The 23,716-nt window shown below is 71.0% G+C and carries 17 protein-coding genes; 10 read left to right on the top strand and 7 right to left on the bottom strand.

All coding sequences use genetic code 11. The annotated features are described in order from the left end of the window. Positions 1–723: 723 nt before the first annotated feature. The 7 genes from HMPREF9056_RS06875 to HMPREF9056_RS06845 all read left to right on the top strand — a co-directional run bounded on the left by HMPREF9056_RS06875 (position 724) and on the right by HMPREF9056_RS06845 (position 12,420). On the top strand, positions 724–2,760 hold the full coding sequence (locus HMPREF9056_RS06875) for a 5'-nucleotidase C-terminal domain-containing protein (protein WP_367379064.1): 2,037 nt from the start codon (positions 724–726) through the stop codon (positions 2,758–2,760). 198 nt (positions 2,761–2,958) lie between these two features. After that, positions 2,959–5,433 (top strand): bifunctional UDP-sugar hydrolase/5'-nucleotidase, encoded by a 2,475-nt coding sequence (locus HMPREF9056_RS06870; RefSeq protein ID WP_009746700.1) that lies wholly within the window; start codon positions 2,959–2,961, stop codon positions 5,431–5,433. A 345-nt stretch (positions 5,434–5,778) separates the two neighbouring features. Next, a complete protein-coding gene (locus HMPREF9056_RS06865; RefSeq protein WP_009746698.1) occupies positions 5,779–6,543 on the top strand; it encodes a DeoR/GlpR family DNA-binding transcription regulator in 765 nt (254 codons plus the stop codon). Then, on the top strand, positions 6,540–7,550 hold the full coding sequence (locus tag HMPREF9056_RS06860; RefSeq protein ID WP_009746697.1) for a 1-phosphofructokinase family hexose kinase: 1,011 nt from the start codon (positions 6,540–6,542) through the stop codon (positions 7,548–7,550). Before HMPREF9056_RS06865 ends, HMPREF9056_RS06860 begins: the two co-directional genes overlap by 4 nt. Before the next feature lie 221 nt (positions 7,551–7,771). Continuing rightward, complete coding sequence (locus tag HMPREF9056_RS06855) at positions 7,772–9,943, top strand: fructose-specific PTS transporter subunit EIIC (RefSeq protein WP_009746695.1); 2,172 nt, start codon at positions 7,772–7,774, stop codon at positions 9,941–9,943. A 288-nt stretch (positions 9,944–10,231) separates the two neighbouring features. Then, entirely contained in the window at positions 10,232–10,657 is a 426-nt protein-coding gene (locus tag HMPREF9056_RS06850) for a sterol carrier family protein (protein ID WP_009746694.1), read from the top strand. Between the two features lie 44 nt (positions 10,658–10,701). Continuing rightward, complete coding sequence (locus HMPREF9056_RS06845) at positions 10,702–12,420, top strand: RNB domain-containing ribonuclease (protein ID WP_009746693.1); 1,719 nt, start codon at positions 10,702–10,704, stop codon at positions 12,418–12,420. A gap of 13 nt (positions 12,421–12,433) precedes the next feature. Here HMPREF9056_RS06845 and HMPREF9056_RS06840 read toward each other — a convergent pair whose 3' ends face one another. Further along, positions 12,434–12,952 carry a TetR/AcrR family transcriptional regulator gene (locus tag HMPREF9056_RS06840; protein WP_009746692.1) on the bottom strand — a complete coding sequence of 173 codons (519 nt, stop codon included), beginning with the start codon at positions 12,950–12,952 and terminating at the stop codon, positions 12,434–12,436. A 54-nt stretch (positions 12,953–13,006) separates the two neighbouring features. Between HMPREF9056_RS06840 and HMPREF9056_RS06835 the strand changes: the two genes are divergently transcribed. The 3 genes from HMPREF9056_RS06835 to purM all read left to right on the top strand — a co-directional run bounded on the left by HMPREF9056_RS06835 (position 13,007) and on the right by purM (position 17,171). Beyond that, entirely contained in the window at positions 13,007–13,855 is an 849-nt protein-coding gene (locus tag HMPREF9056_RS06835; protein WP_253269964.1) for a DMT family transporter, read from the top strand. Between the two features lie 359 nt (positions 13,856–14,214). After that, a complete protein-coding gene (gene purF, locus HMPREF9056_RS06830) occupies positions 14,215–15,891 on the top strand; it encodes an amidophosphoribosyltransferase (RefSeq protein WP_253269973.1) in 1,677 nt (558 codons plus the stop codon). A gap of 134 nt (positions 15,892–16,025) precedes the next feature. After that, positions 16,026–17,171 (top strand): phosphoribosylformylglycinamidine cyclo-ligase, encoded by a 1,146-nt coding sequence (purM, locus tag HMPREF9056_RS06825; protein WP_009403999.1) that lies wholly within the window; start codon positions 16,026–16,028, stop codon positions 17,169–17,171. 315 nt (positions 17,172–17,486) lie between these two features. Here the strand turns inward: purM and HMPREF9056_RS06820 are convergent, their stop codons facing one another. The 6 genes from HMPREF9056_RS06820 to HMPREF9056_RS06795 form a co-directional block, all read right to left on the bottom strand. Continuing rightward, on the bottom strand, positions 17,487–17,690 hold the full coding sequence (locus tag HMPREF9056_RS06820; RefSeq protein ID WP_009403998.1) for a DUF3073 domain-containing protein: 204 nt from the start codon (positions 17,688–17,690) through the stop codon (positions 17,487–17,489). A 563-nt stretch (positions 17,691–18,253) separates the two neighbouring features. Beyond that, positions 18,254–18,673, bottom strand: a complete 420-nt coding sequence (locus tag HMPREF9056_RS06815) for a DUF3618 domain-containing protein (protein WP_009403997.1) — start codon at positions 18,671–18,673, stop codon at positions 18,254–18,256. Beyond that, the gene (locus HMPREF9056_RS06810; protein WP_009403996.1) at positions 18,670–19,152 is read right to left on the bottom strand and encodes a DUF3618 domain-containing protein; all 483 of its coding nucleotides are present in this window, start codon (positions 19,150–19,152) and stop codon (positions 18,670–18,672) included. The genes HMPREF9056_RS06815 and HMPREF9056_RS06810 overlap by 4 nt, the downstream gene beginning before the upstream one ends. Then, entirely contained in the window at positions 19,149–19,634 is a 486-nt protein-coding gene (locus HMPREF9056_RS06805) for a phage holin family protein (protein ID WP_009403995.1), read from the bottom strand. The genes HMPREF9056_RS06810 and HMPREF9056_RS06805 overlap by 4 nt, the downstream gene beginning before the upstream one ends. A gap of 198 nt (positions 19,635–19,832) precedes the next feature. Then, positions 19,833–21,569, bottom strand: coding sequence for an ABC transporter ATP-binding protein (locus HMPREF9056_RS06800; protein ID WP_009403994.1), 1,737 nt, complete (start codon positions 21,567–21,569; stop codon positions 19,833–19,835). After that, positions 21,569–23,437, bottom strand: coding sequence for an ABC transporter ATP-binding protein (locus tag HMPREF9056_RS06795; RefSeq protein ID WP_009403993.1), 1,869 nt, complete (start codon positions 23,435–23,437; stop codon positions 21,569–21,571). Before HMPREF9056_RS06795 ends, HMPREF9056_RS06800 begins: the two co-directional genes overlap by 1 nt. Positions 23,438–23,716: the final 279 nt, after the last annotated feature.

The following is a 23,716-nucleotide window of genomic DNA, read 5'->3' as shown; positions in this document are numbered from 1 at the left end:
GTCGGTGGCTCGGGCGGCTGGCCACTGGCCCGCACCGGTACGTCCCTGGGTGCCGGCCTCATCGCCCTGACCCTCATCGCCGGCGGCTACCTCATCCTGCGCCGCAGACGGCCGGAAGACTGAGAGGCGACCAATGGCACAGCGTTTCTCCCTTCACGTTTCCCACACTCATTTCTCGTTGATCAAGGACATATGATGAGACTCATATCGCGAAGGCGCGGACGAGTCTGCGCCGCATTCGGTGCGCTGGCCCTCGCCGCACTCAGCCCTCTTTCCATTGCCACGCCCTCCGGGGCGGCTCCAGCTCAGGGCGCCGGAGGGCCCGACGCCGCTGTGCCACTGGATCCCCCGGATGGGGGAGTCGCCATCGACCTCGTTGGCATCTCCGATCTGCATGGATACATTGAAAGCACGTTTTATAAGGATCCGGTGACTGGTGAGGTCGACGCCGACAAGGTGGAAAATCCCGGCGTGATATCTATGGGATGTCATCTGAGTAGGGCATACAGGGCGAATCCCAATACGCTATTCGTCTCGTCGGGAGACAATATCGGGTCGTCATACTACTTGTCGTCCTATATGAAGGATGAGGGGACTCTGGATGTGCTGAATCGGCTCCGCATGGATGTCTCTGCGCTAGGGGTGCACGAGCTTGACCATGGTCTCGGTGACCTCGAGGGTCGGGTTCTTCCTTATGCGACATTCCCCGTTCTGGCGGCGAACGTGTCCGGCTCCGATGCTCTGAGCGCAGAGGGGGACGGTCGCGGGATCTCCATCAAGGAGGTCGACGGGGTGCGGGTCGGCTTCATCGGTGTGGTGACCGATGAGCTGCCCAAACTGGTCTCCTCCTCCACCCGGGCACAGCTCACGGTCGCCCCGGCGGTGGCCACGGCCAACGCCCGCGCCGCCGAGCTCAAGGACGGTGATCCCGACAATGGCGAGGCCGACGTCGTCGTCGTGCTCAGTCACGAGGACGCGGCCTCCACGGCGACGGGCTTCTCCAAGAACGTCGACGCCGTCGTCGCCGGACGCAGCCACGTCTCCTACGCGCAGACGGTGACCGGGGTCGAGGGCAATCAGATCGCCGTCGTCCAGCCCGACCACTACGGTCTGAAGCTCGGGATGATTCGGCTCAACTACGACCGGGACACCAAGAAGGTCTCTGTCATCAACGTGGAGAATCAGGATCTGAGGCAGGAGTACTGCCATGAAGACGATTTCGACGGCATCAATATCTTCTCATATAAGAGATACAACAAGATGATGGATCTGGGGGCCGCTCAGCCGGTGGCGCAGCTCGGTACTGACTACCTGCGTGGATCGGATGGCGTGACTCCCGGAGCCCACACCGGCACCGAGTCCACGGCGGCCGACCTGGTGGCCGAGTCCTACCGATACTGGCTCGCCGACATCGATCCCATGGAACGGCCGCCGGCCTCCGCGCACTATGTGGGAGTAGTCCGGGCCGACGACCTCAAAGCCGATTTCCGGTACAAGAGCACCGGGAACTATCACGGAGAGGTGCCTGCCGATCAGGTCGACGGCCTCTTCACGGTCGACGAGGTCCGTAACGTCTCCCCGGATGACAAGGCCATGGGCTACCTCGCCATGACTGGTGCTGAGCTCAAGGCGCTCATCGCCCAGCAGTGGCGCCCCGGAGCCGATCCGGCGGCTGTCCAGCTGGGACTGTCCGCCAACGTCGATGTCATTGCGGACGCCGCCGCCCAGACCGAGGACGGCGCCGCCCCCTCGATTCGCGAGGTCAGGGTGGACGGGCAGGTCCTGGAGGACACGGACACGGTGGTCGTGGCCTCCACCCAGGAGCTGCTCACAGGTGGCGCCGGCTTCACGCTCCCCAACGGAAGTGGGGTCGTGAATGTCGGGTCGCTCGGACGCGACATCACCACCAACTACCTGGCCTCCTTCAACCAGCAGATACTCAAGCCGAGCTACGCCAAGCGTCAGGTGGGTATGAGCGCGGTCCCGAAGCCGGGCCGGGCCGGCTTCGTGACAGTGACGATGGACTCCCTGGCCTACACCCACTCCACCGAGCAAGTTCTCGGGGCCCGCCGCGTGCGCGCCGTGTCCGGGGACAAGGAGTTCTTCAGTCAGAACATCGACCTGACTGTGGACCGTACCGGCCCGACCACCGGTAAGGCGAGCTTCGACCTCGCGGTGCCGGCCGATGCGCCTACCGGTGCCTGCCGAAGTGCTGAGGCCACGACCTGCCGCTGGGTGACCCTGGAGTCCGTTGATGGTGTCGGCCGGGTCCTCAACAGCTTCTACGTCGAGGTGCCGGCCGATGCGAAGCCCATTGCGACGCCGTCGGCCACTGTCGGCGCGCAGCCGGCTCCGTCCAGTGCGCCGTCGGCCGCGCCTTCGCCGGGGGCTCCGTCCTCGGCGCCCAGTGCCGAACCGTCGGAGGTCGCCACGGTAACGCCGTCGGCCTCGCCCGGTGCGCAGCCGGCTCCGTCGGCGACGGCGGGCTCCGGTGGGGCTTCGGACGGGGAGGCGGTGGCCTCGCCCGGAGGTGGTGGTGACGGTTCCGCGGCGCCGGTCGGTGTCGGGGGACTGCCTGCTGCCACGAGCGGGGCGGGTAACGCCGCTCCTGAGGATCGTGGCGGCGATGGCAGGCCGGCTGGTGGTACGGGCGGCTGGTCACTGGCCCGCACCGGCACCTCCCTGGGCGCCGGCGTCATCGCCCTGACCCTCATCGCCGGCGGCTACCTCATCCTGCGCCGCAGACGGCAGGTCGACTGACGCCGACCGACGCAGCGATGCGTGAACCGCACTCGTGCCCGTCGTCCCCACCAGGGGCGGCGGGCACGAGTGCCGGGTGATGAACGTCAGTGAGTGCCGTGAAAAAAATGCCCTATATCGCATGGACGCATAAGGTTGGGCATGTTCCTCTCCTCATCTTTTCCCGGGTCACCGTCCCTCCGCCTGACAAGGAACGACATGCGACTGCTCCCCATGCGGGCCGTCAAGGCCTGCGCCGCCATCTGCGCGCTCACACTGACATCCCTCAGTCCCCTCGCGCTCACCCCGCCCGCCGGTGCCGACGAACCGGCCGCCCCGGCCGCCCCGGCCGCCGGCGCCACCACCATCGACCTGCTGGGCATCACCGACCTGCACGGCCACATCTCCCGCACCACTCAGACGGACCGCAACACCGGACAGACATCCGTCGAGGATCCCGGCGCTGTCACTCTGGCCTGCGAGGTATCCGCCGCCCGCGCCGCCAACCCCAACACTCTGTTCGTCTCCGCCGGAGACTCTGTGGGCGGATCGGCCTACGTCTCCTCCATCCTCCAGGATCGACCCACCATGGAAGCGCTCAACGCGATGTCCCTGGATGCCTCCGCCCTGGGCAACCACGAGCTCGACCAGGGCCTGACCGACCTCGAGGGCCGCATCCTGCCCGCCTCGAACTTCCCGATCCTGGCCGCCAACGTCTCCGGCTCGGCTCCCTTGAGCACCGAGGGCGGCGGCAGGGGAGTCTTCATCAAGGAGGTCGGCGGTGTGCGTGTCGGCTTCGTCGGCGTCGTCACCGATGAGCTTCCCACCCTCGTGTCACCCTCGGCCCTGTCCGCCCTCGCCCTGAGTCCAGCGGTCGCCGCCGCCAACGCCCGTGCCGCCGAGCTCAAGGACGGTGATCCCGCTAATGGTGAGGCCGACGTCGTCGTCGTGCTCAGCCATGAGGATGCCGCCACCACTGCCACCAGCTTCGGCGGGAGCGTCGACGCCGTCTTCTCCGGACACACCCATGTGCCCTTCGCCCAGACCGTCACCGGCGTCGAGGGCAACCGGATCGCCGTCGTCCAGGCCGACCACTACGGCTGGGCGCTGGGCCGCATCCGCCTCAGCTACGACCCCGCCAGTCGGAAGACCTCAGTGGTCAGCGCTGACAACGAGGACCTGCGCAGCTCGAGCTGCACCACCGACGCCTACGGCGTCGCCGGGATCGTGGCCCAGGCGGAAAAGGACTCAGCCGCCGAGGGCGGCAAGCCGCTGGCCAAGATCGGGTCGGACTTCCTGCGCGGCTCGGACGGCTCCGGCCCCGGTTCCAACCGCGGCACCGAGTCCACCGCCTCCGACCTCATCGCTGAGTCCTTCCGCAGCTGGCTCGCCACCGACATCCAGCCGGCCGGCTCCACCCGCTACGTGGGCATCATGAACGCCGGCGGTGTGCGTGCCGACCTGCTCTACGCCGCCTCCGGCTCCGAGGGCGATGGCGTCCTGACCTCGGGGGAGGCCTACACCGTCCAGCCCTTCGGCAATGAGATGGCCTATACAACCCTCACCGGCGCCGAGCTGAAGGCTCTGCTGTCCCAGCAGTGGCAGCCCGGCTCCAGTCGTCCCGTCCTCGCTCTGGGGCTGTCCAGCAACGTCGACGTCCTCACTGAGGCCAGCACCGATGCCGCTTATGGGAGCAAGGCCGGGTCCGCCCCCGCGATCCGCGAGATCCTCGTCGACGGCGTGCCGCTGGCCGACGGCGACAGCGTCGTCGTCGCCTCCAACTCCTTCCTGCTGGCGGGAGGCGACGGCTACACCGTCCTGAAGGACAAGCCGTCGACCAACACCGGCGTCCTCGACCGCGACGTCACCTCCGCCTACCTGGCCTCTTTCGGCAACCAGCCCGTCAAGGCCGGCTACTCCAAGCGGCAGACCGGGCTGACCGTGGGGCCCGTGTACATCAGCTCGGGCGGTGCACGCAGTACCAACATGGTCTCAGTGACCCTGGACTCCCTGGCCTACACCAACCCCTCCGAGCAGGCCGCCGGCGCCCGGCGCGTGCGCGTGAGCTCGGGGGACAAGGAGATCCTGACCAAGGACCTCGACCTCACTGTCGACCCCACCGGCCCGACCACCGGGCGGGTCGACTTCAACCTCACGTTCCCGACCGACGCCCCCACGCGCGCCTGCCGCACGATCCAGGCCGCCACCTGCCGCTGGGCCTCCGTGGAGACCCTCGACTCCGCAGGCACGGTTCTCAATCGATTCTCGGTCGAGATCGAGGGCGAGGCTGCGGCCGACCCCGGTGCTGATACGGGTGGTGCCGCAGGCGACGGTGCGGCGGATGACGTGGGTGGCGGCACGGCAGTTGGTACTGGTGGCACGGCGGACGAGGCCGACGATGAGGCGGTGCCCACCCCGCAGGTCAGTCGTGACGCTGATGAGTCGTCCGTGGGTGGCGGCACCGAGCCGTCCGCGGGTAGCGGCGCACAGCCCGCAGCCACTGCCGTTGCCGGCACCGGCGTTCCGCTCGCGTCCGGAGTGTCCGACCGTGCGGCCGGACCCGACCGTCCGGCCGAGGCGGCGAGTGATGGTCCTCTGGCTCGCACCGGCACCTCGCTCAGTGCGGGAGCGCTCGCCCTCGCTCTGCTCGCCGTCGGCGGCTACCTGAGCCTGCGCAGGCTTCGTCAGGCCTGAAGTCCGCCCTCGATTCGTGCGCCCGTATGGCGTCCGTGTCCACATCTGCTGCAAAGAGCCTCCCGGTCTTGCGAGGCCGCCGCTAGAGCCGCGGAATCATGCGGTTTTCTTTCGGTGCTCCGACTCCGTCGCGGGCCTTTGCAGCAGATGTGGACATCATCATCTCTCGCTGGTCTCGGCGGCTGGGCACCGTTTTCAGAACAACCAATCAAATGTATTGTGAGTCACTCAGGGGTAGACGTGAATGTCTGAACAGACATATGCTCGTGCCTGTTCAGACATGAAAGGCCTAGTTGATGTCCGAACGGGCATTTCTGGCCGATGACACCGACGTCAGGGGTGAGCATGCGCATCGAGGACAGGCACCGCCAGATCGTGGAGCAGGTGCGCGGTGCAGGGCGCGTCCTCGTCACCGAGCTCGCCGAGCACTTCGACGTCACCCCTGAGACGATCCGCCGCGACCTGACCGCCCTGGACCGCAGCGGTGCCCTGCGCAAGGTCCACGGTGGCGCCATCCCCGCCCCCGCCCTGCCGGAGACCGGGGTCACCCAGCGCGAGCAGGTCAACCCCTCCGCCAAGCAGGCCATCGCCCGTACCGCCCTGGAGCGGCTGGACCTCGCGCCCGGCACCACGCTCCTGGTCGACGCCGGCACCACCGCCGGGGCGCTCGCCCGCCTCCTGCCCGCCGATCGGGAGCTCACCATCATCACCAACTCCGTTCTGACCGCCGCCTCCCTGGCTGCCGCCGGGCATAGCCGGGTGCGGATCCTGGGCGGACAGCTGCGCGGACTCACCCAGGCCGCCGTCGGCCCCGAGGCGCTTGAGACCCTCTGCACTCTGCGCGTCGACGTCGCCGTCCTGGGCGCCAACGGCGTCAGCGCCGCCCACGGGCTGTCCACACCCGACCCCGACGAGGCCACCGTCAAACGCGCCATGGTGCGCAGCGCCCGCCAGGTGGTGGCCCTGGTCGACTCCACCAAGATCGGCCAGGAGCACCTGGTCTCCTTCGCCTCCCTCGACGTCATCGACCTCCTGGTCACCGACGTCGAGCTCCCGCCCGCACTCACCGACCAGCTCGTCGCAGCCGAAACCGAGGTCCTTGTCGCATGATCCTGACCCTCACGCCCAACCCGTCCCTCGACCGTACCGTCTCCCTGCCCGCCGCTCTCCAGCGCGGCGCCGTCCAACGGCTGACCGGCGTCGTCATGGAGCCCGGAGGCAAGGGCGTCAACGTCGCCCGAGTCCTGTCCACCTCCGGGCGTGCCGCCACTGCCGTCCTGCCCGCCGCCGAGCACGACCCCATCCTGCTGGCCCTCGACGCCCTCGAGCTGCCCGGGCTGACCGTCCACCCGGTACCAGTGGCCGGTGCCGCCCGCATCAACACCGCGGTCACCGAGCCCGACGGCACCACCACCAAGCTCAACGAGCAGGGGGCGGGCTTGAGCGAGCAGGAGATCGAGGCCGTCGAGCGCGACCTCCTGGAGACGCTGACGCTCACGGGGGTGTCGGCCGGAACCGCCCCCCACCACTGGGCAGTCCTGTCCGGCTCCCTGCCGCCGGGTGTGCCGGCCAACTGGTACGCCCGCCTGGTCAGGCTCCTGCGCGAGGCCGCACCGGGACTGCACATCGCCGTCGACACCTCCGACGAGCCCCTGGCCGCCCTGGCCGCCGAGCTGCCCGACTCAGCCCCCGACCTCATCAAGCCCAACGGTGAGGAGCTCGGCCAGCTCGCAGGCCTGCCCGCTGAGCGCGCCATGGCCCTGGAGGAGGGCGCCGTCGAGGGGAGTTATGGCCCCGTCGTCGACGCCGCCCGTCTCCTGGTGGGCCTGGGGATCGGCGCCGTCATGGTGACCCTCGGGCCCGCCGGCGCCGTCCTCGTGACCGCCGACGGCGCCTGGCACGCCACCGCCCCCGAGGTCCCGGTGGTCTCCACCGTGGGGGCCGGGGACTCCTCGGTGGCCGGCTACATCCTGGCCGACGTCAACGGCGGCGACGAGGCCGAGCGCCTGAGCACCGCCATGGCCTACGGATCGGCCGCCGCCTCCCTGCCCGGCACCACCCTGCCCACCCCCGCCGACCTGCCCGCGCAGGCGGCCGTCGTCACCCGGCTCTCCTGACCCGGAGGCACAGAGGTGCTGGGGCCGCTGGCACCGCCGTGGCCCACCGCCGCCTCCTGCCGTTGACCGTCATCCACGCCACCAACACCCCGACCAGCCCGACCGTTCGCAACCTCCTCCAGTCCGCCACTTACTCACCCATCACACCTGACCGCTCCGACCACCTCTGACACACCGCCGCCGCCCATGGGGCGGCAGCACCTCGGACACCAAGGAAGACCATGACCGAGAACACCCCACTGATCATCCCCGAGCTGGTCGCGCTCGACGCCGACGCCGGCCCGGGCAAGGAAGACGTCATCGAGTTCCTGGCCACCACCGTGGCCGGGGCCGGCAGGGCCTCCAGCCCCGACGGCCTGGCCGCCGACGCCAAGAAGCGTGAGTCGACCGCCCCCACCGGGATCCCCGGGGGCATCGCGATCCCGCACTGCCGCAGCGCGCATGTCCTGGCCCCCAGCCTCGGTTTCGCCCGCCTGGCCGAACCGGTCGACTTCGGGGCCGCCGACGGCCAGGACGCCGACCTCGTCTTCATGATCGCGGCCCCCGACGGCGCCGACGACTTCCACCTCCAGCTCCTGGCCAAGCTCGCCCGTGGCCTCATGCAGTCCGACTTCACTGACGCGCTGCGCCAGGCCTCCGACGCCGAGGAGATCGCCCGGATCGTCACCGGGCAGGTCCAGCCCGAGCTGCTCGACGGCGGGGGAGAGGCCGAGGACAACGCGCCGGGTGGGGCCGCCGGTGCGGCCGACCCGACCGACGAGGCCGGCGCCGCGGAGTCCACCGCCGCTGCGACGTCGTCGGCCCCGGCGGCGGGCGAGACGGTCATCGTGGGCGTCTCCTCCTGCCCCACTGGCATCGCCCACACCTTCATGGCCGCCGAGGCCCTGGAGCAGGCCGGCAAGGACCGCGGCATCACCGTGGCCATCGAGGGACAGGGCTCGGGCAAGATCGACGCCCTCGATCCCGACCTCATCGAGCGGGCCACCGCCGTCATCTTCGCCCACGACCTGCCCGTCAAGGGACGCGAGCGCTTCGCCGGAAAGCCCGTTGTCGACGTCGGCGTCAAGGCCGCCGTCAACGACGCCGGCTCCCTGGTGGACCAGGCCCTGGCCGCGGCCGACGACCCGAGCGCCGCCCGCGTGCCGGCCGGCAGCGAGTCGAGTGAGGAGAAAGAGGAGGGCTCCGAGCACTGGGCGCGGCGCCTCCAGCGCTCCGTCATGACCGGCGTGTCCTACATGATCCCCTTCGTGGCCGCCGGCGGTCTGCTCATCGCCCTGGGCTTCCTCCTGGCCGGGTATGACGTCGCCAACCTCCACGAGAAGATCTCCATCAGCGACTACTCCCTGTGGAACCTGCCCGGCAACGAGTTCGTCCACGAGATCAAGAACTCTGCCGGCGACGTCGTCGGCACCGAGACGATCACCGTGTCCCAGTCCGGGCTGCTGCTGTACATCGGGTGGACGCTGTTCCTGCTGGGGCAGGGGGCCATGAGCTTCCTCGTCCCGGCGCTGGCCGGCTACATCTCCTTCGGGCTGGCCGGCAGGCCCGGTATCGCGCCCGGATTCGTCATGGGGGTCGTCGCGGTCGAGGTCGGTGCCGGGTTCATCGGCGGCCTGGTCGGCGGCATTCTCGCCGGCTACTTCGCGGCCTGGCTCGCTGGGCTCAGTGTGCCGTCCTGGCTGCGAGGGCTCATGCCAGTGGTCATCATCCCGCTGGGGACCACGCTGGTGGTCGGTGCCATCATGTACATGGTCCTCGGTCTGCCCCTGGCCTCCCTCATGACCGCGCTGCAGGACGGACTGACCTCCATGTCCGGAGGCGGTTCCGCCGTGCTGCTCGGCGTCATCCTCGGACTCATGATGTGCTTCGACCTGGGCGGGCCGGTCAACAAGGCGGCCTACCTGTTCGGCACCGCGGGCCTGTCCGCGGCCGGCGCCAGCAACACCGCCCCCTACGAGATCATGGCCACCGTCATGGCCGCCGGCATGGTGCCGCCGTTGGCGATGTCCGCCGCGACCTTCCTGCGCTCGCGGCTGTTCACCAAGGCCGAGGTCGAGAACGGGCGCAGCGCCTGGCTGCTGGGACTGTCCTTCATCTCCGAGGGCGCCATCCCCTTCGCCGCCGCCGACCCGCTGCGCGTCATCCCGGCCACCATGGCCGGCGGGGCCGTCACCGGGGCGATGACCATGGCCCTGCACGTCGGCTCGCGCGCGCCGCACGGCGGTGTGTTCGTCGCCTTCGCCATCACCAACTTCGGCGGGTTCCTCCTGGCGATCCTGGCCGGGGCGGCGGTGAGTACCGCGCTGGTCATCCTCCTCAAGGGGCTCGGTCGCAGCCAGGACGGTCAGAAGGGTAAGGACAGCTCAGAGGCGCAGGCTGCCGCTGCCGCCTGATCGGGCGATCCTCATCACCGCGTCGTGCGGGGTCCTGCCAGGTGCGGGGCCCCGCACGACGCATGTGAGGGGCTAAGAGGCTGAGTTCGAGAGGTTCGGTGTCCTTCGGCAGGGACGTTCTACGCGGTCGGGGACATTTTTCCTCGACGGGTGCGTGTCGCGCGTTCGGGGACCGGAATCCTGCACCCGCACGCGTAGAAGGTCCCCGGCCGTGAGGAAAAGTCCCCGGCGGCGCAGGACATCCCCGATGCGCGCAGCCGGCGCTGGTTGCGGCATAGGCTTCGCCCCATGGCTGCTAGACGACGCATCGACCCTGCTGCGGGCGCCCAGGCCCTGCGCCAGTGGGCCCAGGAACAGGACGACTCCCAGAAGACTGCGGAGATGAAGGCCGACGGTTCCATGAGCCCGGCCGACCGTGCCGCTCGGCGCAGGGTGACCGCCACCGCAGTGCGCTACACCCTCGAGGAGCTCGCCGCCTGCGCCCCCGGCCGTTCGGTCGAGGTACGGGTCCCACCCTTCGGCGTCACCCAGGCCGTCGCCGGGACCGTCCACCGCCGGGGAACCCCGCCCAGCGTCGTCGAGACCGATGCTCCCACCTGGCTGGCCCTGGCCACCGGCCGGCTGACCTGGCAGGACGCCCTGGATGGCGGCGCCCTCCAGGCCTCCGGCGAGCGATGCGACCTGTCCGCCTACCTGCCCGTGGTCAGGCTCTGAGAGTCCTTCCGGCCCGAACCGTCCTGCACCGGTAGGTTCGCCCCATGAGTCGCACGCGCCTGAGCACCTACATCGCCCCGCCCGCCGAGGTCACCCGGGCCTTGGACGCGCTGCGCGCACAGTACGAGGTACCCACGGCCTTCCCTCCCGAGGCCCTCACCGAGGCGGAGTCCGCTGCCAGCGCCTGGGCCCAGGACGGCCCCGCCCGGCTCCTGGCCGACGGTGCCCGTGACGCCCGCGACCTGGACCTGGTCACCATCGACCCGCTCGGCTCCATGGACCTCGATCAGGCGGTGCTCCTGGAGCGCCTGCCGGTCCGGACGGAGACCGCCAGCGCGACTGACCCTGCGGCTGCCAGTGCGACCGGCACTGCGTCGACCGGTCACGCACCCGAGCCGCCGATCGCCTACCGCGTCCACTACGCCATCGCCTCGCTGGCCACCTTCGTGATCCCCGGCGGCGCCCTGGACACCGAGCTGCGCCGCCGCGGCGAGACCATCTACGCCCCCGACGCCGCCACGCCCCTGCACCCCGAGGTCCTCTCCCACGGCGCCGCCTCCCTGTTGGAGGACGTGGACCGCCCGGCCTGCCTGTGGACCATCGACCTCGACGACCGCGGCGAGATCGTCTCCGCCCGCGTCGAGCGGGCCCTTGTGCGCTCGCGGGCGCGCCTCAGCTACAGCCAGGTCCAGGCCGCCATCGATGGCGAGGGCTCGCTGCCGCCGTCGGCCCCGGCCGACCTGCCCGGGCTCCTGGCCGAGATCGGCCGCCTGCGCCTGGAACGCGAGGCCGCCCGCGGCGGTATCAGCATGACGACGCCCGAGCAGGTCATCGAGGTGACTGCGGTGACCGAGGCGGCAGAGCCGCCGGAGGCGGTTGCAACGCAGACAGCCGCAGCAGTCGACCCCGAGGGGGCCACGCCCCCGGCCGGCTACCGGCTCGCCTATCGCGTGCCCGTGCCCGCGGAGCAGTACAACGCCCAGATCTCCCTGCTCACCGGCATGTGCGCCGCCCGGATCATGGTCGAGTGCGGCGTCGGCATCCTGCGCACCCTGCCGCCGGCGCGCCCCGAGGACTACGCCCGGCTGCGGCGCGTCGCCGCGGCCCTGGGCATCGACTGGCCGGCCGCCCAGCCCTACCCCGAGCTGGTGCGCGGCCTGGACCACGCCGTGCCTGCGCACGCCGCCTTCATGGACCAGGCCATGTCCCTCTTCCGCGGCTCGGGCTACCTCGCCTTCGGCACGGGCGGCGTCGGCATCCCGGCCGACGACGAGGCCTCCGACACCGAGGAGGCCGTCCACTCCGCGATCGCCGCCCGCTACGCCCACGTCACCGCCCCACTGCGCCGCCTCGTGGACCGCTACGGCGAGGAGGTCTGCATCGCCGCCTGCGCCGGGGTGCCTGTGCCCGAGTGGGTTCTCCAGGCCCTGCCCGACCTGCCCGGCGTCATGGAGCAGACCGGCAGGCGCGCCCGGGCCATCGGCCGCGGCGCCCTGACGGCCCTGGAGGCCCTGGTCCTGCGCGGCCATGAGGGCGAGGTCTTCGACGGGGTCATCACCTCCGAGCGTGACGGCCGCGGCGAGCTCGTCCTGGCCGAGCCCGCCGTCGTCACCGAGATCCGGGCCGGCAGGACAACCGACGACGATGAAGCCGGAGCCTCCGGCGGCGACCGCCTCCCGGTCGGCGAGCGCGTGCGGGTCCGTCTCCTGTCCACCGACCCCACCGCCGGCATCCGCCTCCAGCTCCTGCAGGACCAGTCCTGAGACGGTCGGTGCGTCAGGACTGCGGGAGCAGCTGATCCAGCAGCTCCTCGGCGTCGGTCCCCACCAGCTCCAACACGCCCCGTGAGGCGAGCGAGGCGATGCCGTGGACGGACGCCCAGGCGGCGATCGCCGCGGCCTCGGGTGCGTCCGGGCGCTGCTCCGCGAAGCGGGCCCGCCACTGCTCAAGGAGCGGCAGGGAGGTGGCCCGAAGCTCCCGGCCGCTGCCGGCCAGCACGTCGTGGCGGCTGATGAGGTCGAAGGCATGGGGGTGCTCGACGGCGTAGCCGACGTAGGCCCTCGCAGCCTCCTTGAGGCCTCCCCCGGCGTCGGCGATGCGCTCGCGGAGCTCTCCGAGGCATACCTCGGCGATTGCGGCCAGGAGTAGCGCGAGGGTGGGGAAATGACGCCTCGGCGCGCCGTGGGAGATGCCGCAGCGCCGGGCCACCTCCCGCACCGTCACCGCGCTGATGCCCTTCTCTTCGAGCAGCTGCCGCCCCGCCTGGATCAGACGGTCCTCCGTTGTCTGTCTCATGACTCAAGCCTGCCGCTTGTAGACGGTGTCTACAACATGGTAGACGCTGTCTACATGATGGTTTTCGGATACTCTCTCGCCCTGGTCGCGGCCGGGTCCGCCCTGCATGCTCTGTGGAACGTGCTGGTGAAGCGGTCCGGTACCTCCGACGTCGCCTTCGTGTGGGTCTACAGCGCCATCACAGCACCGCTGTGGCTTGCGGTACTAACGGTGGTGGCGTTGTCGGGAGGCCTGGGACCATCCTGGTGGGCGGCCCTCGTCAGCACGGCGCTGCACACGGCCTACGCGGCGGTTCTCCAACGCGCCTACTCGGCGGCGGACCTGTCAGTGGTCTACCCGGTCTCACGCGGACTGGCGCCGATCCTGGTGACGGTGGTGGCGGCGCCGTGGAACGGGGGTACGAGCGTCATGCAGGTGGCGGCGCTTCCGGCGGTCCTCGCCGGCGTCGTCCTCGCCTCGGGCGTCACATGGCGGAGCCTGGGCCAGGCTCGAGGCCTCTGGGCGGGCACCGCCGTCGCCTCCTGCACCGCCGCCTACACCCTGTGGGACGCCTTCGCCGTCGCACACCTGCACGTCTCGGTCGTCCCCTACATGGCGCTGTCCAGTCTGGCTCAGCTCGTGCTGCTCAGCGTTGTGCTGCGCCGACGTCGCCGCGAGCTGCCCGCCGCACTGGTCGCCGGCTGGGCCCGGGCCCTCCCCATCGCGGTGCTGGTGCCGGCGAGCTATGCACTGGTGCTTGTCGCTATGCGCTTCGGGCCGCCGTCCGTTGTTGCCACCTCTCGGAGCCTCAACATCGTCTTCGGTGTCATCGCCGGGGTGTGGCTCCTGCGTGAGCCGTTCACCAGACGATCAATGCTGGGAGTCTCGATGATCGTCGTCGGAGTCCTGATGGGTGCCAGCTGATTCTGGGACGGGTGGCAGCACGGGGCGCGGTGACGCGAGGTCCAGTGAGCCTGCGCTCTCCGAGCTGCGGCTGTCGGGGCGAGAGATCTCCGGGAACCTTCAGACTCCGGGCGGCTGTGGAGTCGATATCCTCCAATGCCGCACGATCTTCCCGCTCGGGCGTCGCCGCGTGCGCCGGCCCCGGAGGCGGCCGATAGGCGCGCGGTGCCCAGGCATGAAAGACTGGACCGGTGCGCATCGGTGAGAACCCCACGCAGACCACGGCCGAATATTCAGACAACACCCTCCTGGACAGGCGGACCGACCTGCCTGAGCCCGGCATCGAGACCGACCGGAATGTGCCCACGCGCGCGCCCAGCCTGACGGCCCTGCCTGATGACCACTCCGACGAGCTCGAGCCCTCTCCGCGCGAGGAGTGCGGCGTCTTCGGCGTGTGGGCCCCCGGCGAGGACGTCTCCCGCCTGACCTACTTCGGTCTGTACGCCCTCCAGCACCGCGGCCAGGAGTCGGCCGGCATCGCCACCTCCAACGGTTCCCAGATCCTCGTCTACAAGGACCTCGGCCTGGTCTCCCAGGTCTTCGACGACCAGGCCCTGTCCAACCTCACCGGCCACATGGCCGTCGGCCACGTCCGCTACGCTACCCAGGGGGCCACCACCTGGGAGAACGCCCAGCCGATGCTCGGCCCGGCGGCCGGCTCCACTCTCGCCCTGGCCCACAACGGCAACCTCACCAATACCCGCGAGCTCATGGACGCCGTGCATGCTACCTCCGGTGAGGACCTCAGCGGCGAGCTGGGCCGCGGCTCCTCCACGGACACGGCGGTCCTGGCCGCCCTGCTCAACCTCGTCTCCGAGTACGGTGCCCTGGAGGGCTGGGACTCGGCCGCCGACATCCTCACCTCCGGCATCACCGACGACGCCGATCTCGATGCCGCCTACTCCGCGCCGGCCCCCTTGAGCGTCCACCAGGCCGCCCGCCGGGTCCTACCCATGCTGCGCGGCGCCTTCTCCCTGGTCTTCATGGACGAGGGCACCCTGTACGCCGCCCGTGACCCGCACGGGGTGCGTCCCCTGGTGCTCGGACGGCTGGGCAACGGGTGGGCCGTGGCCTCCGAGACAGCGGCCCTGGACATCGTCGGCGCCGCCTTCGTGCGTGAGATCGAGCCCGGCGAGCTCATCGAGATCGATGAGGACGGCGTGCGCTCCACCCGCTTCGCCACCGCCCGCCGGGCCGGCTGCGTCTTCGAGTACGTCTACCTGGCCCGCCCCGACACCCGCATCGCCGGGCGCAGCGTCATCACCTCGCGCAACGAGATGGGCGCGGCCCTGGCCCGCGAGCACCCGGTGGAGGCCGACCTCGTCATCGCCACCCCGGAGTCCGGCACCCCGGCCGCCATCGGCTACGCCCAGGAATCCGGCATCCCCTACGGCCAGGGTCTGGTGAAGAACGCCTACGTGGGCCGCACCTTCATCCAGCCCACCCAGACCCTGCGCCAGCTCGGCATCCGACTCAAGCTCAACCCCCTGCGCGAGGTCATCGAGGGCAAGCGCCTCGTCGTTGTCGACGACTCGATCGTGCGCGGCAACACTCAGCGGGCCCTGGTGCGGATGCTACGTGAGGCCGGCGCCGCCGAGGTCCACGTGCGCATCTCCTCCCCGCCGGTCATGTGGCCCTGCTTCTACGGCATCGACTTCGCCACCCGCGCCGAGCTCATCGCCACCGGCATGAGCGTGGAGGAGATCGGCGAGTCCATCGGGGCCGACTCCCTGGGCTTCCTGACCGTGGAGGGCATGGTGGCCGCCAGCGGCCAGAAGGCCGACGAGCTGTGCCTGGCCTGCTTCACCGGCGACTACCCGATCCCGCCGCCGGTGCGCAGCCTGAAGTCCGCCACCATCCCGGTGCGCCGCGTCCCGGCCGCCTACCGCGGGCGGCGCCGTGAGAAGGCCGACGACGCCGAGCGCACCGTACCGCCGGGCAGCATCACCCGCCCGGACCTGGCCTCCGGAAGCCCCCTGGGCTCGACGACGTCGTAGCCCGGGACCCGGCGGCGGCCGCGCTGTGTTCAGGTGGCTCGCCGTTGCCGCCTGTCCGCGTCGCGTCCGCCGATCCGTCCTCGCCCCTCCGTCCACCAACGCATCTGAGACCCGATCCCCCAAGGAGCCTCCACATGACCCAGCAGCCCGAGCAGTCCGCCCCGGGAATCACCTACGCCGCCGCCGGCGTCGACACCGCCGCCGGGGACCGGGCCGTCGCGCTCATGAAGGATGCCGTGGCCGCCACGATGACCCCGGCGGTCGTCGGCGGCGTCGGGGGCTTCGCCGGGCTCGTGGACGTCTCCGTGCTGCGCGACTACCGCCGCCCCCTGCTGGCCACCTCCACCGATGGTGTGGGCACCAAGGTCGCCATCGCCCAGGCCCTCGACATCCACGACACCATCGGCCAGGACCTGGTGGGCATGGTCGTCGACGACATCGTCGTGGTCGGGGCCCGGCCCCTGCTCATGACCGACTACATCGCCTGCGGCCACGTCGTCCCCGAGCGGATCGCGGACATCGTGCGCGGCGTTGCCCAGGCCTGCGCCGCCGTCGGCACCCCGCTCCTGGGCGGGGAGACCGCCGAGCACCCCGGCCTCATGGCCCCCGACGAGTACGACGTCGCAGGGGCCGCCACCGGCGTCGTCGAGGCCGACCGGATGCTCGGCGCGGAGAAGGTGCGCGTCGGCGACGTCCTGGTGGCCCTGGGCGCCTCCGGCCTGCACTCCAACGGCTACTCCCTGGTGCGCCGTGTCGTCGAGCACGCAGGCTGGGGCCTGGAGCGCGAGGTCCCCGAGTTCAGCCGCACACTGGGACAGGAGCTGCTCGAGCCCACGCGCCTCTACGCCCGCGTGTGCCTGGCCATGCTGGAGACCCTGTCCTCACCGGCCGCCCCGGGGCCGGTCCACGCGCTGTCCCACATCACCGGCGGAGGACTGGCCGCCAACGTCGCCCGGGTCCTGCCGGCCGGGCTCATCGCCGACGTCGACCGGGCCTCCTGGACGGTGCCGCCGGTCTTCTCCACCGTGCGCGAGCTCGGCTCGGTGCCGTGGGAGGACCTCGAGGGCACCCTCAACCTCGGGGTGGGGATGGTGGCCGTCGTCGACCCGACCGCGGTCGACGCGGTCCTGCGAGTGGCCGAGGGCTCCGACATCCCCGCCTGGGTGCTCGGCGAGGTGCACGAGGCCGGGACATACGAGGCGCGGGACCGGGTCATCTCCGGCACCAAGGGCGTCGACGGGGGCGCCGTCGACATCCACGGCACCTATCGGACCTCCTGAGAGGCGGGGCGCCGCGAGCGCGAGCAGAGACGAGCAGCGAGGACCCCGCCGGGCAGGACGGTGCCTGGCGGGGTCCTCGCGCTGCAGGTGTCACTATTGGAGACTATTCAATCCCGATTGAGTCGATCCTGGAGCAGTGCACCAGGACAACACGTCCTTGACCTGGGTCGATGCGACACAGGCGAATCGGGTCAGGAGTGAAAAGTCGCCGAGAGTGACACGGATGGCTGCCCGGGAGCCTCGACTCACGCGCTGGTAGGCGCGCGGAAGGGCCGGTAGGTGCGTTCCTCCGGCCCTCCTTGACTGGGGGTGGGGCTACTTGGCGCCCTCGTCCCAGTCATCATCGTCGACGGCATACTTGGCGGCCAGTTCCTCGTAGTCGATCTCGTCGTCAGGCTCAGACCCCGAGGATGCTGAGACGAGCTCCCGCTCCAGAGCCTTGTAATCGGTCTCCGGGCTGAAGTACTTGAGCTTACGGGCAACCTTGGTTGCCTTGGCCTTCTGACGGCCGCGCCCCATAGGCTCGACCCCCTCCAACGTGTCACGGCGCGCACGTGGGCGCGCTCTTCCTGGTCAAATATGTCGTGGGCCAACCGTACAACGTCAATGCGCGCGAACACCATTCGGACACCGGCAGGGAGTCGTGGTGACGTGCACCCCACATGTGGGACGTCGGGCCCAACAGGCCTACAGGGATTGCTCAGATAGCCTCCTGCAAACCCTCGGCGTACCTGCGGATATTGCCCAAGACTGGCCCTAAGGTCCCTCAGGCAGGCAGGGAGCGCACAGGGTCGTCGGGGCCACCTCGAAGGTCTCTGCGAGGAGGGCGCCGCCGGGCGGGGCGTCAAGTGGATGGTGGTGCTTCGCCGGGGGCGTACGTGGTGGGCCTGACGGACGTGTGGGTGGCCTGGCTGACCGAACCGCGAGGACGCACCTTAAGTGCTGAGGACTGATCCCGGGGGTGCAGTTCTCGAGGCTTATGGTGCGTCCTCGACAGGTGGCCGGTGTGGCTGCTGGGAATGGCGTGCAGCCCGGCGGGCGGGTGGAGCCTGGTGCTCGGAGGGCCCGGGCGCGCGCCTGCCTCAGCGGCGGGCGAGGCGGGCCAGGATGATCCCGGTGGTCACCACGCCTCCGGCGACGGCGGCCGCCTTGGTGAGCGCGGAGGTCGCCTCGGAGTCGCCCTGCTTGGCGCGCTCCCAGGTCTGCTCGGCCTGCTCGGCCAGCCGGCGGGCCTCCTCGCGCAGTCGGCCGGCACCGGCCGCGGCCTGCTCACGCAGGTGGTCGGCCCGGGCGCTCGCCTGCTCGCGCAGGTGCTCTCCGGCCTCCCGGGCCTGCGTGCGCGGGTCGACCCTGGCGGCGAGCTCATCGACGCTCGCCGCCAGCGCCACGCGCTGGGCGCGCAGCCGCTCCTCGATCTGCTCGGGGCTCAGCGACTCGGAGCCGGCGGCCCCGGCGCCATCAGCCGCGCCGGAGTCGCCACCGGCCTGCTGACCGCTGGTCATGCCCGGCCCGCCCGAGTGCGAAAGGCCTTGACTGCGGCAACGGTCGCGGTCACGCTCAAGCCGGCCAGGGCGAGCCCCGCGGCCGTGACGATCCCCAGGGAGGCGGGGTCGCCGTCGCGGGCGTCGTCGAACAGGCGGGTAACGCGCTGGCCGAGGGTCAGCGTGCCGGGCTCGTAGGTGTCGACCCCGCCGTTGGGGTCGGTGCCGCCACCGGCCAGGGAGGCCAGGCGGTTCTTGACCTGCCCGACCGTGTCCTCGGCCTTGCTGACGGCCTGGCTGCGCAGGTCCTGGACCTTCTCGCGGGCCTTGAGCTTGGCGACCTTGGCCAGGTTGTGCGGTGCCAGGCGCGCGGCGAGCTCGTCGACGTCGGCGGCCAGGGCCAGGCGCCGAGCCGCCATGTCGGACAGGACGGCGTCAGCCGACGGCGCTGCCTGCGCGGCGGGTGCGGACGTGGGCGTGGATGCGGCGTTGGTGCTCACCGGGCGTTCCCCCTCTCCAGGCCGGAGGCGACGGCTCCCTTGACGGTGTTGACCGACTCCATCAGCCCCTCCTGCGGCGTGGGGGTGTCGGCCTTGGCGGCCTTGAGCCGCTTGATGCCCACCAGGGCCAACGGCACGGCGATCACCGTGAGGATCAGCGCCACCACGAGGAAGGCGGCCCACAGCGGCATGACGTTGGACAGCGCCGCCGTCATCGCCCCGAGCAGCAGCCCGAAGATGAACAGGGCCAGAACCCCGGCGGCGCCGAGCAACCCGGCTCCCAGGCCCATCTCCTTGGCCATGCGCTGGCCCTTGGCCTTGGCCAGATCGATCTCGCCGCGCACCAGCGCCGAGATGTTCTCCGAGATACGGGCGATGAGCTCACCGAGCGTGGGCTGGGTGCCGCCGGCCCCCCGAGGAGGCGTGGTGGAGGCCGACGGCGTCGCCTGCGACGGCGGGGGAGGTGGCTGGTTGTTGGGCATGGACGGACCTTCTCGTGTGAGGCGCGGCGTTGGGTGCAGTCGACTGACTGCGAGGCGGCGGGATCGCGGCAGTGGGACGACCCGCCCCCTAAGAGTCTCACAGCGCGCGCCATCGTGGAACAACGCAGGCTTGGGCGGGTTTGTAGGTTTGGGAGATAGAGCCCGGCTTTCGCCACCGGCGATCTGCACCGGTGTGCACTACTCCTGGTTCCAGGCCTGCCACAGGCTTGCGTACTCCCCGCCGAGCGCCACGAGCTCATCGTGGGTGCCCAGCTCGACGATCCGCCCGTCCATGACGACGGCGACCCGGTCGGCGTCGGCGGCCGTGTAGAGGCGGTGGGCGACCTCGATGACAGTGCGCCCGGCCAGCGCCGTGGACAGGGTCCGCTCCAGGGTGCGCGCGGCGCGCGGGTCCAGCAGCGAGGTGGCCTCATCCAGGATGAGCGTGTGCGGGTCCAGCAGCACCAGCCGGGCCAGCGCCACCTCCTGGGCCTGGGCCGGGGTGAGGTTCAGGTGCCCGGAGCCGACCATCGTGTCCATCCCGTCCGGCAGCCCGTCCACCCAGGCGTCGGCCCCGATGGCCTCGATCGCCTCGCGGATCGTCTCATCCGAGGCGCCCGGGCGCCCCAGGCGCACGTTGTCCGCCACGGACCCGACGAACACGTGGTGCTCCTGGGTCACCAGGGCCACGTGGCGGCGCAGCTCGTCCTCGGTGAGGTCGGTCAGTGCCACCCCGCCCACGGTGACGCGCCCGGAGGTGGGTGGGTTGATGCCGGCCAGCATCCGCCCCAACGTGGACTTCCCGGACCCTGAGGGGCCGACGACGGCCAGCCGCTCCCCGGGCACGAGCTCCAGGTCGATCCCGTGGAGCACCTCGACGCCCTCCCGGTAGGAGAAGCGCACGTCGTCGAGCACGATCCGCGTACCGTCGGGCTCCTCACCGGTGGGAGTGCGGTCGTCGGGCACCTCCTCCACCCCCAGGATCCGGGACAGGGAGGCCTGGGCGATCTGGACCTGGTCGATCCAGAACATGAGCTGGCCCACCGGCTTGCGCAGCTCCATCGCGTAGAGCGTCACGGTGGTGATCGCCCCCAGGGTCGCGTGGCCGCGGGCGGCCAGAAACCCGCCCCACAGGAGGATGACGACGACGGGCGCCCGCCAGGCGACGTCGAGCACCATGAACAGGCGCACCCGCAGCATCGCCGTGTAGCGCTCCAGGGACCAGGCCTCCTTGATGGAGGCCATGATGGCCCGCTCGCGGCGCGCGCCGATGCCCAGTGCGTCCACGGTCTCGGCGTGCTCGACCGTCTCGGAGACCGCGCCGTTGAGGCGGGCCTGGGCGGCCGACTCGGCCCGGTAGGCGGGGATGGAGATCGGCAGGTACCAGCGCATCATCGACCATACGGGCGGCGCGATGACGAGCAGTCCGAGCGCCAGGAGGGGGTCGGCGACGGCGGCGGCCAGGAGGGTGAAGACGATCGTCACCACGCACACGAGGATCTGGGGGATCCCGATCCGCACGAGGAACTCGATGCGGGAGACGTCGGTGGTGGTGCGGCCCACGAGGTCGCCGGTGCCGGCGGACTCCACGGCGCTCAGCGGCAGGTGCACCACCCGGTTCATCATGCGCTCGCGCAGCTCGGCGAAGACCGACTCGCCCAGGGTGCGGGCGTACTTCTGGGCGAAGCGGTTGATGATCGCCCCCACGAGCGTCACCGCGATGATGATCAGCACGATCCGGTCCACGTAGCCGGCGTCGGCCCGCCCGGCCGAGACCCGCCCGACCAGCCGCCCCAGCAGCTGCGGGGCCACGAGCGTGGACAGGACCGCGGTGATCTGGAGGGCCAGGACGACGGCGAAGCGCCCCCGGTAGGAGGCCATGATCCGGAAGGTCTTGCGCAGGGCGACCGGTCCGGGCGCGACGGGAAGTGCCATCAGCAGCTCACCTCCGCGTCCTCGCCCATGGCCCGGGAGACGACGGCTCGGTAGTCGGCCGCCTGCGCGTCGCCCTTGCGGGCCATCGCCATGAGCTCGCGGTGCGTGGATCGCAGCAGCTCGGCACCGTTGGAGTCCAGGAAGACGACCTCGTCGCAGGCCTCCAGGACCAGCGGCGAGGCGGTGACGACGACGGTCGTGCGCCCGGCGCGGGCCCGGTGCACCTGGGCGGCCACCCGGGCCTCGGTGTGGGAGTCCAGGGCGGAGGTCGGCTCGATGAGCACGAGCGTGGGCGCCTCGGTCAGCAGCGCCCGGGCCAGGGCCACGCGCTGGCGCTGCCCACCGGACAGGGACCGACCCTTCTCGGTGATCATCCCGGCCAGGCCCTCGCTCAGTGAGGTGAGGACGTCGCCGGCGTCGGCGATCTCGATGGCCTCCAGCAGCCGGTCGTCGCCGGGCATGTCGCGCTCCTGGGCGCGGACCTGCTGGTCGACGTCGGCCCCGGTGGTGCGCTCGGCCTCGGCGCGCACGAGGTCCTTGAGGCCCGCCGGCCGCGGGTCGGGGCCGCCGCGCACATCGAGGGCCTCACGCAGGGTCCCGGTGAAGAGCTGGGCGGTCGCCCCGGAGACGACGACGCTGGCGCGCACCTGGTCCAGCGGCATGGCGGTCAGGGGCCTGCCCGCCAGGGTCACGGTGGGCCCGGAGTCGGTGAAACGGCCCAGGTGTGTGGCCAGCTCGGCAGAGACCTCCGGATCGGGGCACACGAGGGCCGTCATGCGGCCCTCCTCCAGGCGTAGGCCGCTGTCGGAGTCCACCAGGTCACCGCTGACGGGCTGGGCGGAGGCGGGGGCCAGGTCGAGGCGCTCCACGAGGCTGCCGGCGGCGGGCCTCACCTCAAGCAGACGGCTCAGACGCCGGGCGCCGACGACGGCCCGGGTGTAGTCCTGCACGGAGTTGGTGAAGACCCACAAGGGCCAGGACAGGTAGGCGGTGTAGCCGTAGAAGGTGATGAGTCCGCCGGGGGTGAGGCTGCCGGCCACCGCCATGCGCGCCGCCACCCACACGACGATCGCGGCGAAGAGCCCGGGCAGCAGCACCTGGAGGGTCATGAGGGTGGCCTGGGAGGAGGCCACCTCGACGCCGCGGCGCCGCAGCTCCTGGGAGGCGTCCCGGTAGCGGCGGGCGAAGACGTCCTCCCCGCCGATGCCCCGCAGGATCCGCAGGCCCGCCACCGTGTCGGTGGTGATCGTGGTGACCGTGGACTGGGCCTCGCGCTGAACGGCCTGGCGCTTCTGCAGCGGCCGGATGACCAGGGTGACGATCGCCGCGACCAGTGGCATCCCCAGAATGACGATGAGTCCCAGGCTCACCGAGGTGCGGAGCATGAGGACCGCCACGACGACGAAGCTGGCCGCCGCGCCCAGCAGGGCCGGCAGGTGCTCGAAGAACTTGCCCAGGTAGTCGGCGTCGGAGGCGATGATGGTGGCGACCTCGCCGGTGGAGACCTGCCGGTACAGGTCCGCCCCCGTGGCGGAGACCTGACGGCCCACGAGCCGGTCGACGTCGAAGGCCGTGCGCATCCATGCCGTCACCCCGAAGTAGGACAGCATCGTGTCCCCGATGGCGTAGACGACGAACAGCACCAGCAGCAGCGCGCCGATCCCCCACACGCGGGCGTTGAGGCCGTTCTCGATCCCGGCGTCGAGCGCCTGGCCCAGGAAGGCCGGCACGATCGCCTGGATGGTGTTGGAGGTGCAGGCCGCCAGGGTCGCCAGGGTGACCGGGACGGCGGCGCGGCGCAGCAGCCAGCGCAGAAGAGCCCCGGCCCCGAGGGACGGGGGCTGGGGCAGTGGGGCGTCGGGGGACATGGAGAGCGCGACCGGTGCGGCCGGGGTGGTCGGGAGCGACCGGGAGGACGGTTCGGGCATGATCGACCGAGGCTATCGGAGCTGAAACGGGCGCGGCAGGGGGAGAGCCGGTGACAAGGAAGATATCGGGCGCGGGAATATCCGGCGAGTACGGCTCGGGGTGGGTTTCAACCAGGCACACAGCGGCGCCCCGGCCCACCCCCATCGCGGGGATCGGGCCGAGGCGCCGGGGTCAGCGGGTCCGTCATCCAGTGCCGGCTGGATGACGGACCCGCCGTC

Source organism: Actinomyces sp. oral taxon 170 str. F0386 (assembly GCF_000195595.1).
Classification (GTDB): domain Bacteria; phylum Actinomycetota; class Actinomycetes; order Actinomycetales; family Actinomycetaceae; genus Actinomyces.
The sequence above is the reverse complement of the archived record's forward strand: the minus strand, read 5'-3'. Positions and strand labels throughout refer to the sequence as shown.

What these genes read in the sequence shown, in the direction of transcription:
- HMPREF9056_RS06850 (WP_009746694.1), top strand. Translation starts at nt 10,232, where the DNA reads ATGGCTGCTAGACGACGCATCGACCCTGCTGCGGGCGCCCAGGCCCTG.
- HMPREF9056_RS06795 (WP_009403993.1), bottom strand. Translation starts at nt 23,437, where the DNA reads ATGTCCCCCGACGCCCCACTGCCCCAGCCCCCGTCCCTCGGGGCCGGG.
- HMPREF9056_RS06870 (WP_009746700.1), top strand. Translation starts at nt 2,959, where the DNA reads ATGCGACTGCTCCCCATGCGGGCCGTCAAGGCCTGCGCCGCCATCTGC.
- HMPREF9056_RS06835 (WP_253269964.1), top strand. Translation starts at nt 13,007, where the DNA reads ATGATGGTTTTCGGATACTCTCTCGCCCTGGTCGCGGCCGGGTCCGCC.
- HMPREF9056_RS06855 (WP_009746695.1), top strand. Translation starts at nt 7,772, where the DNA reads ATGACCGAGAACACCCCACTGATCATCCCCGAGCTGGTCGCGCTCGAC.
- HMPREF9056_RS06845 (WP_009746693.1), top strand. Translation starts at nt 10,702, where the DNA reads ATGAGTCGCACGCGCCTGAGCACCTACATCGCCCCGCCCGCCGAGGTC.
- HMPREF9056_RS06815 (WP_009403997.1), bottom strand. Translation starts at nt 18,673, where the DNA reads ATGACCAGCGGTCAGCAGGCCGGTGGCGACTCCGGCGCGGCTGATGGC.
- HMPREF9056_RS06840 (WP_009746692.1), bottom strand. Translation starts at nt 12,952, where the DNA reads ATGAGACAGACAACGGAGGACCGTCTGATCCAGGCGGGGCGGCAGCTG.
- HMPREF9056_RS06800 (WP_009403994.1), bottom strand. Translation starts at nt 21,569, where the DNA reads ATGGCACTTCCCGTCGCGCCCGGACCGGTCGCCCTGCGCAAGACCTTC.
- HMPREF9056_RS06860 (WP_009746697.1), top strand. Translation starts at nt 6,540, where the DNA reads ATGATCCTGACCCTCACGCCCAACCCGTCCCTCGACCGTACCGTCTCC.
- HMPREF9056_RS06805 (WP_009403995.1), bottom strand. Translation starts at nt 19,634, where the DNA reads ATGCCCAACAACCAGCCACCTCCCCCGCCGTCGCAGGCGACGCCGTCG.
- HMPREF9056_RS06865 (WP_009746698.1), top strand. Translation starts at nt 5,779, where the DNA reads ATGCGCATCGAGGACAGGCACCGCCAGATCGTGGAGCAGGTGCGCGGT.
- HMPREF9056_RS06820 (WP_009403998.1), bottom strand. Translation starts at nt 17,690, where the DNA reads ATGGGGCGCGGCCGTCAGAAGGCCAAGGCAACCAAGGTTGCCCGTAAG.
- purM (WP_009403999.1), top strand. Translation starts at nt 16,026, where the DNA reads ATGACCCAGCAGCCCGAGCAGTCCGCCCCGGGAATCACCTACGCCGCC.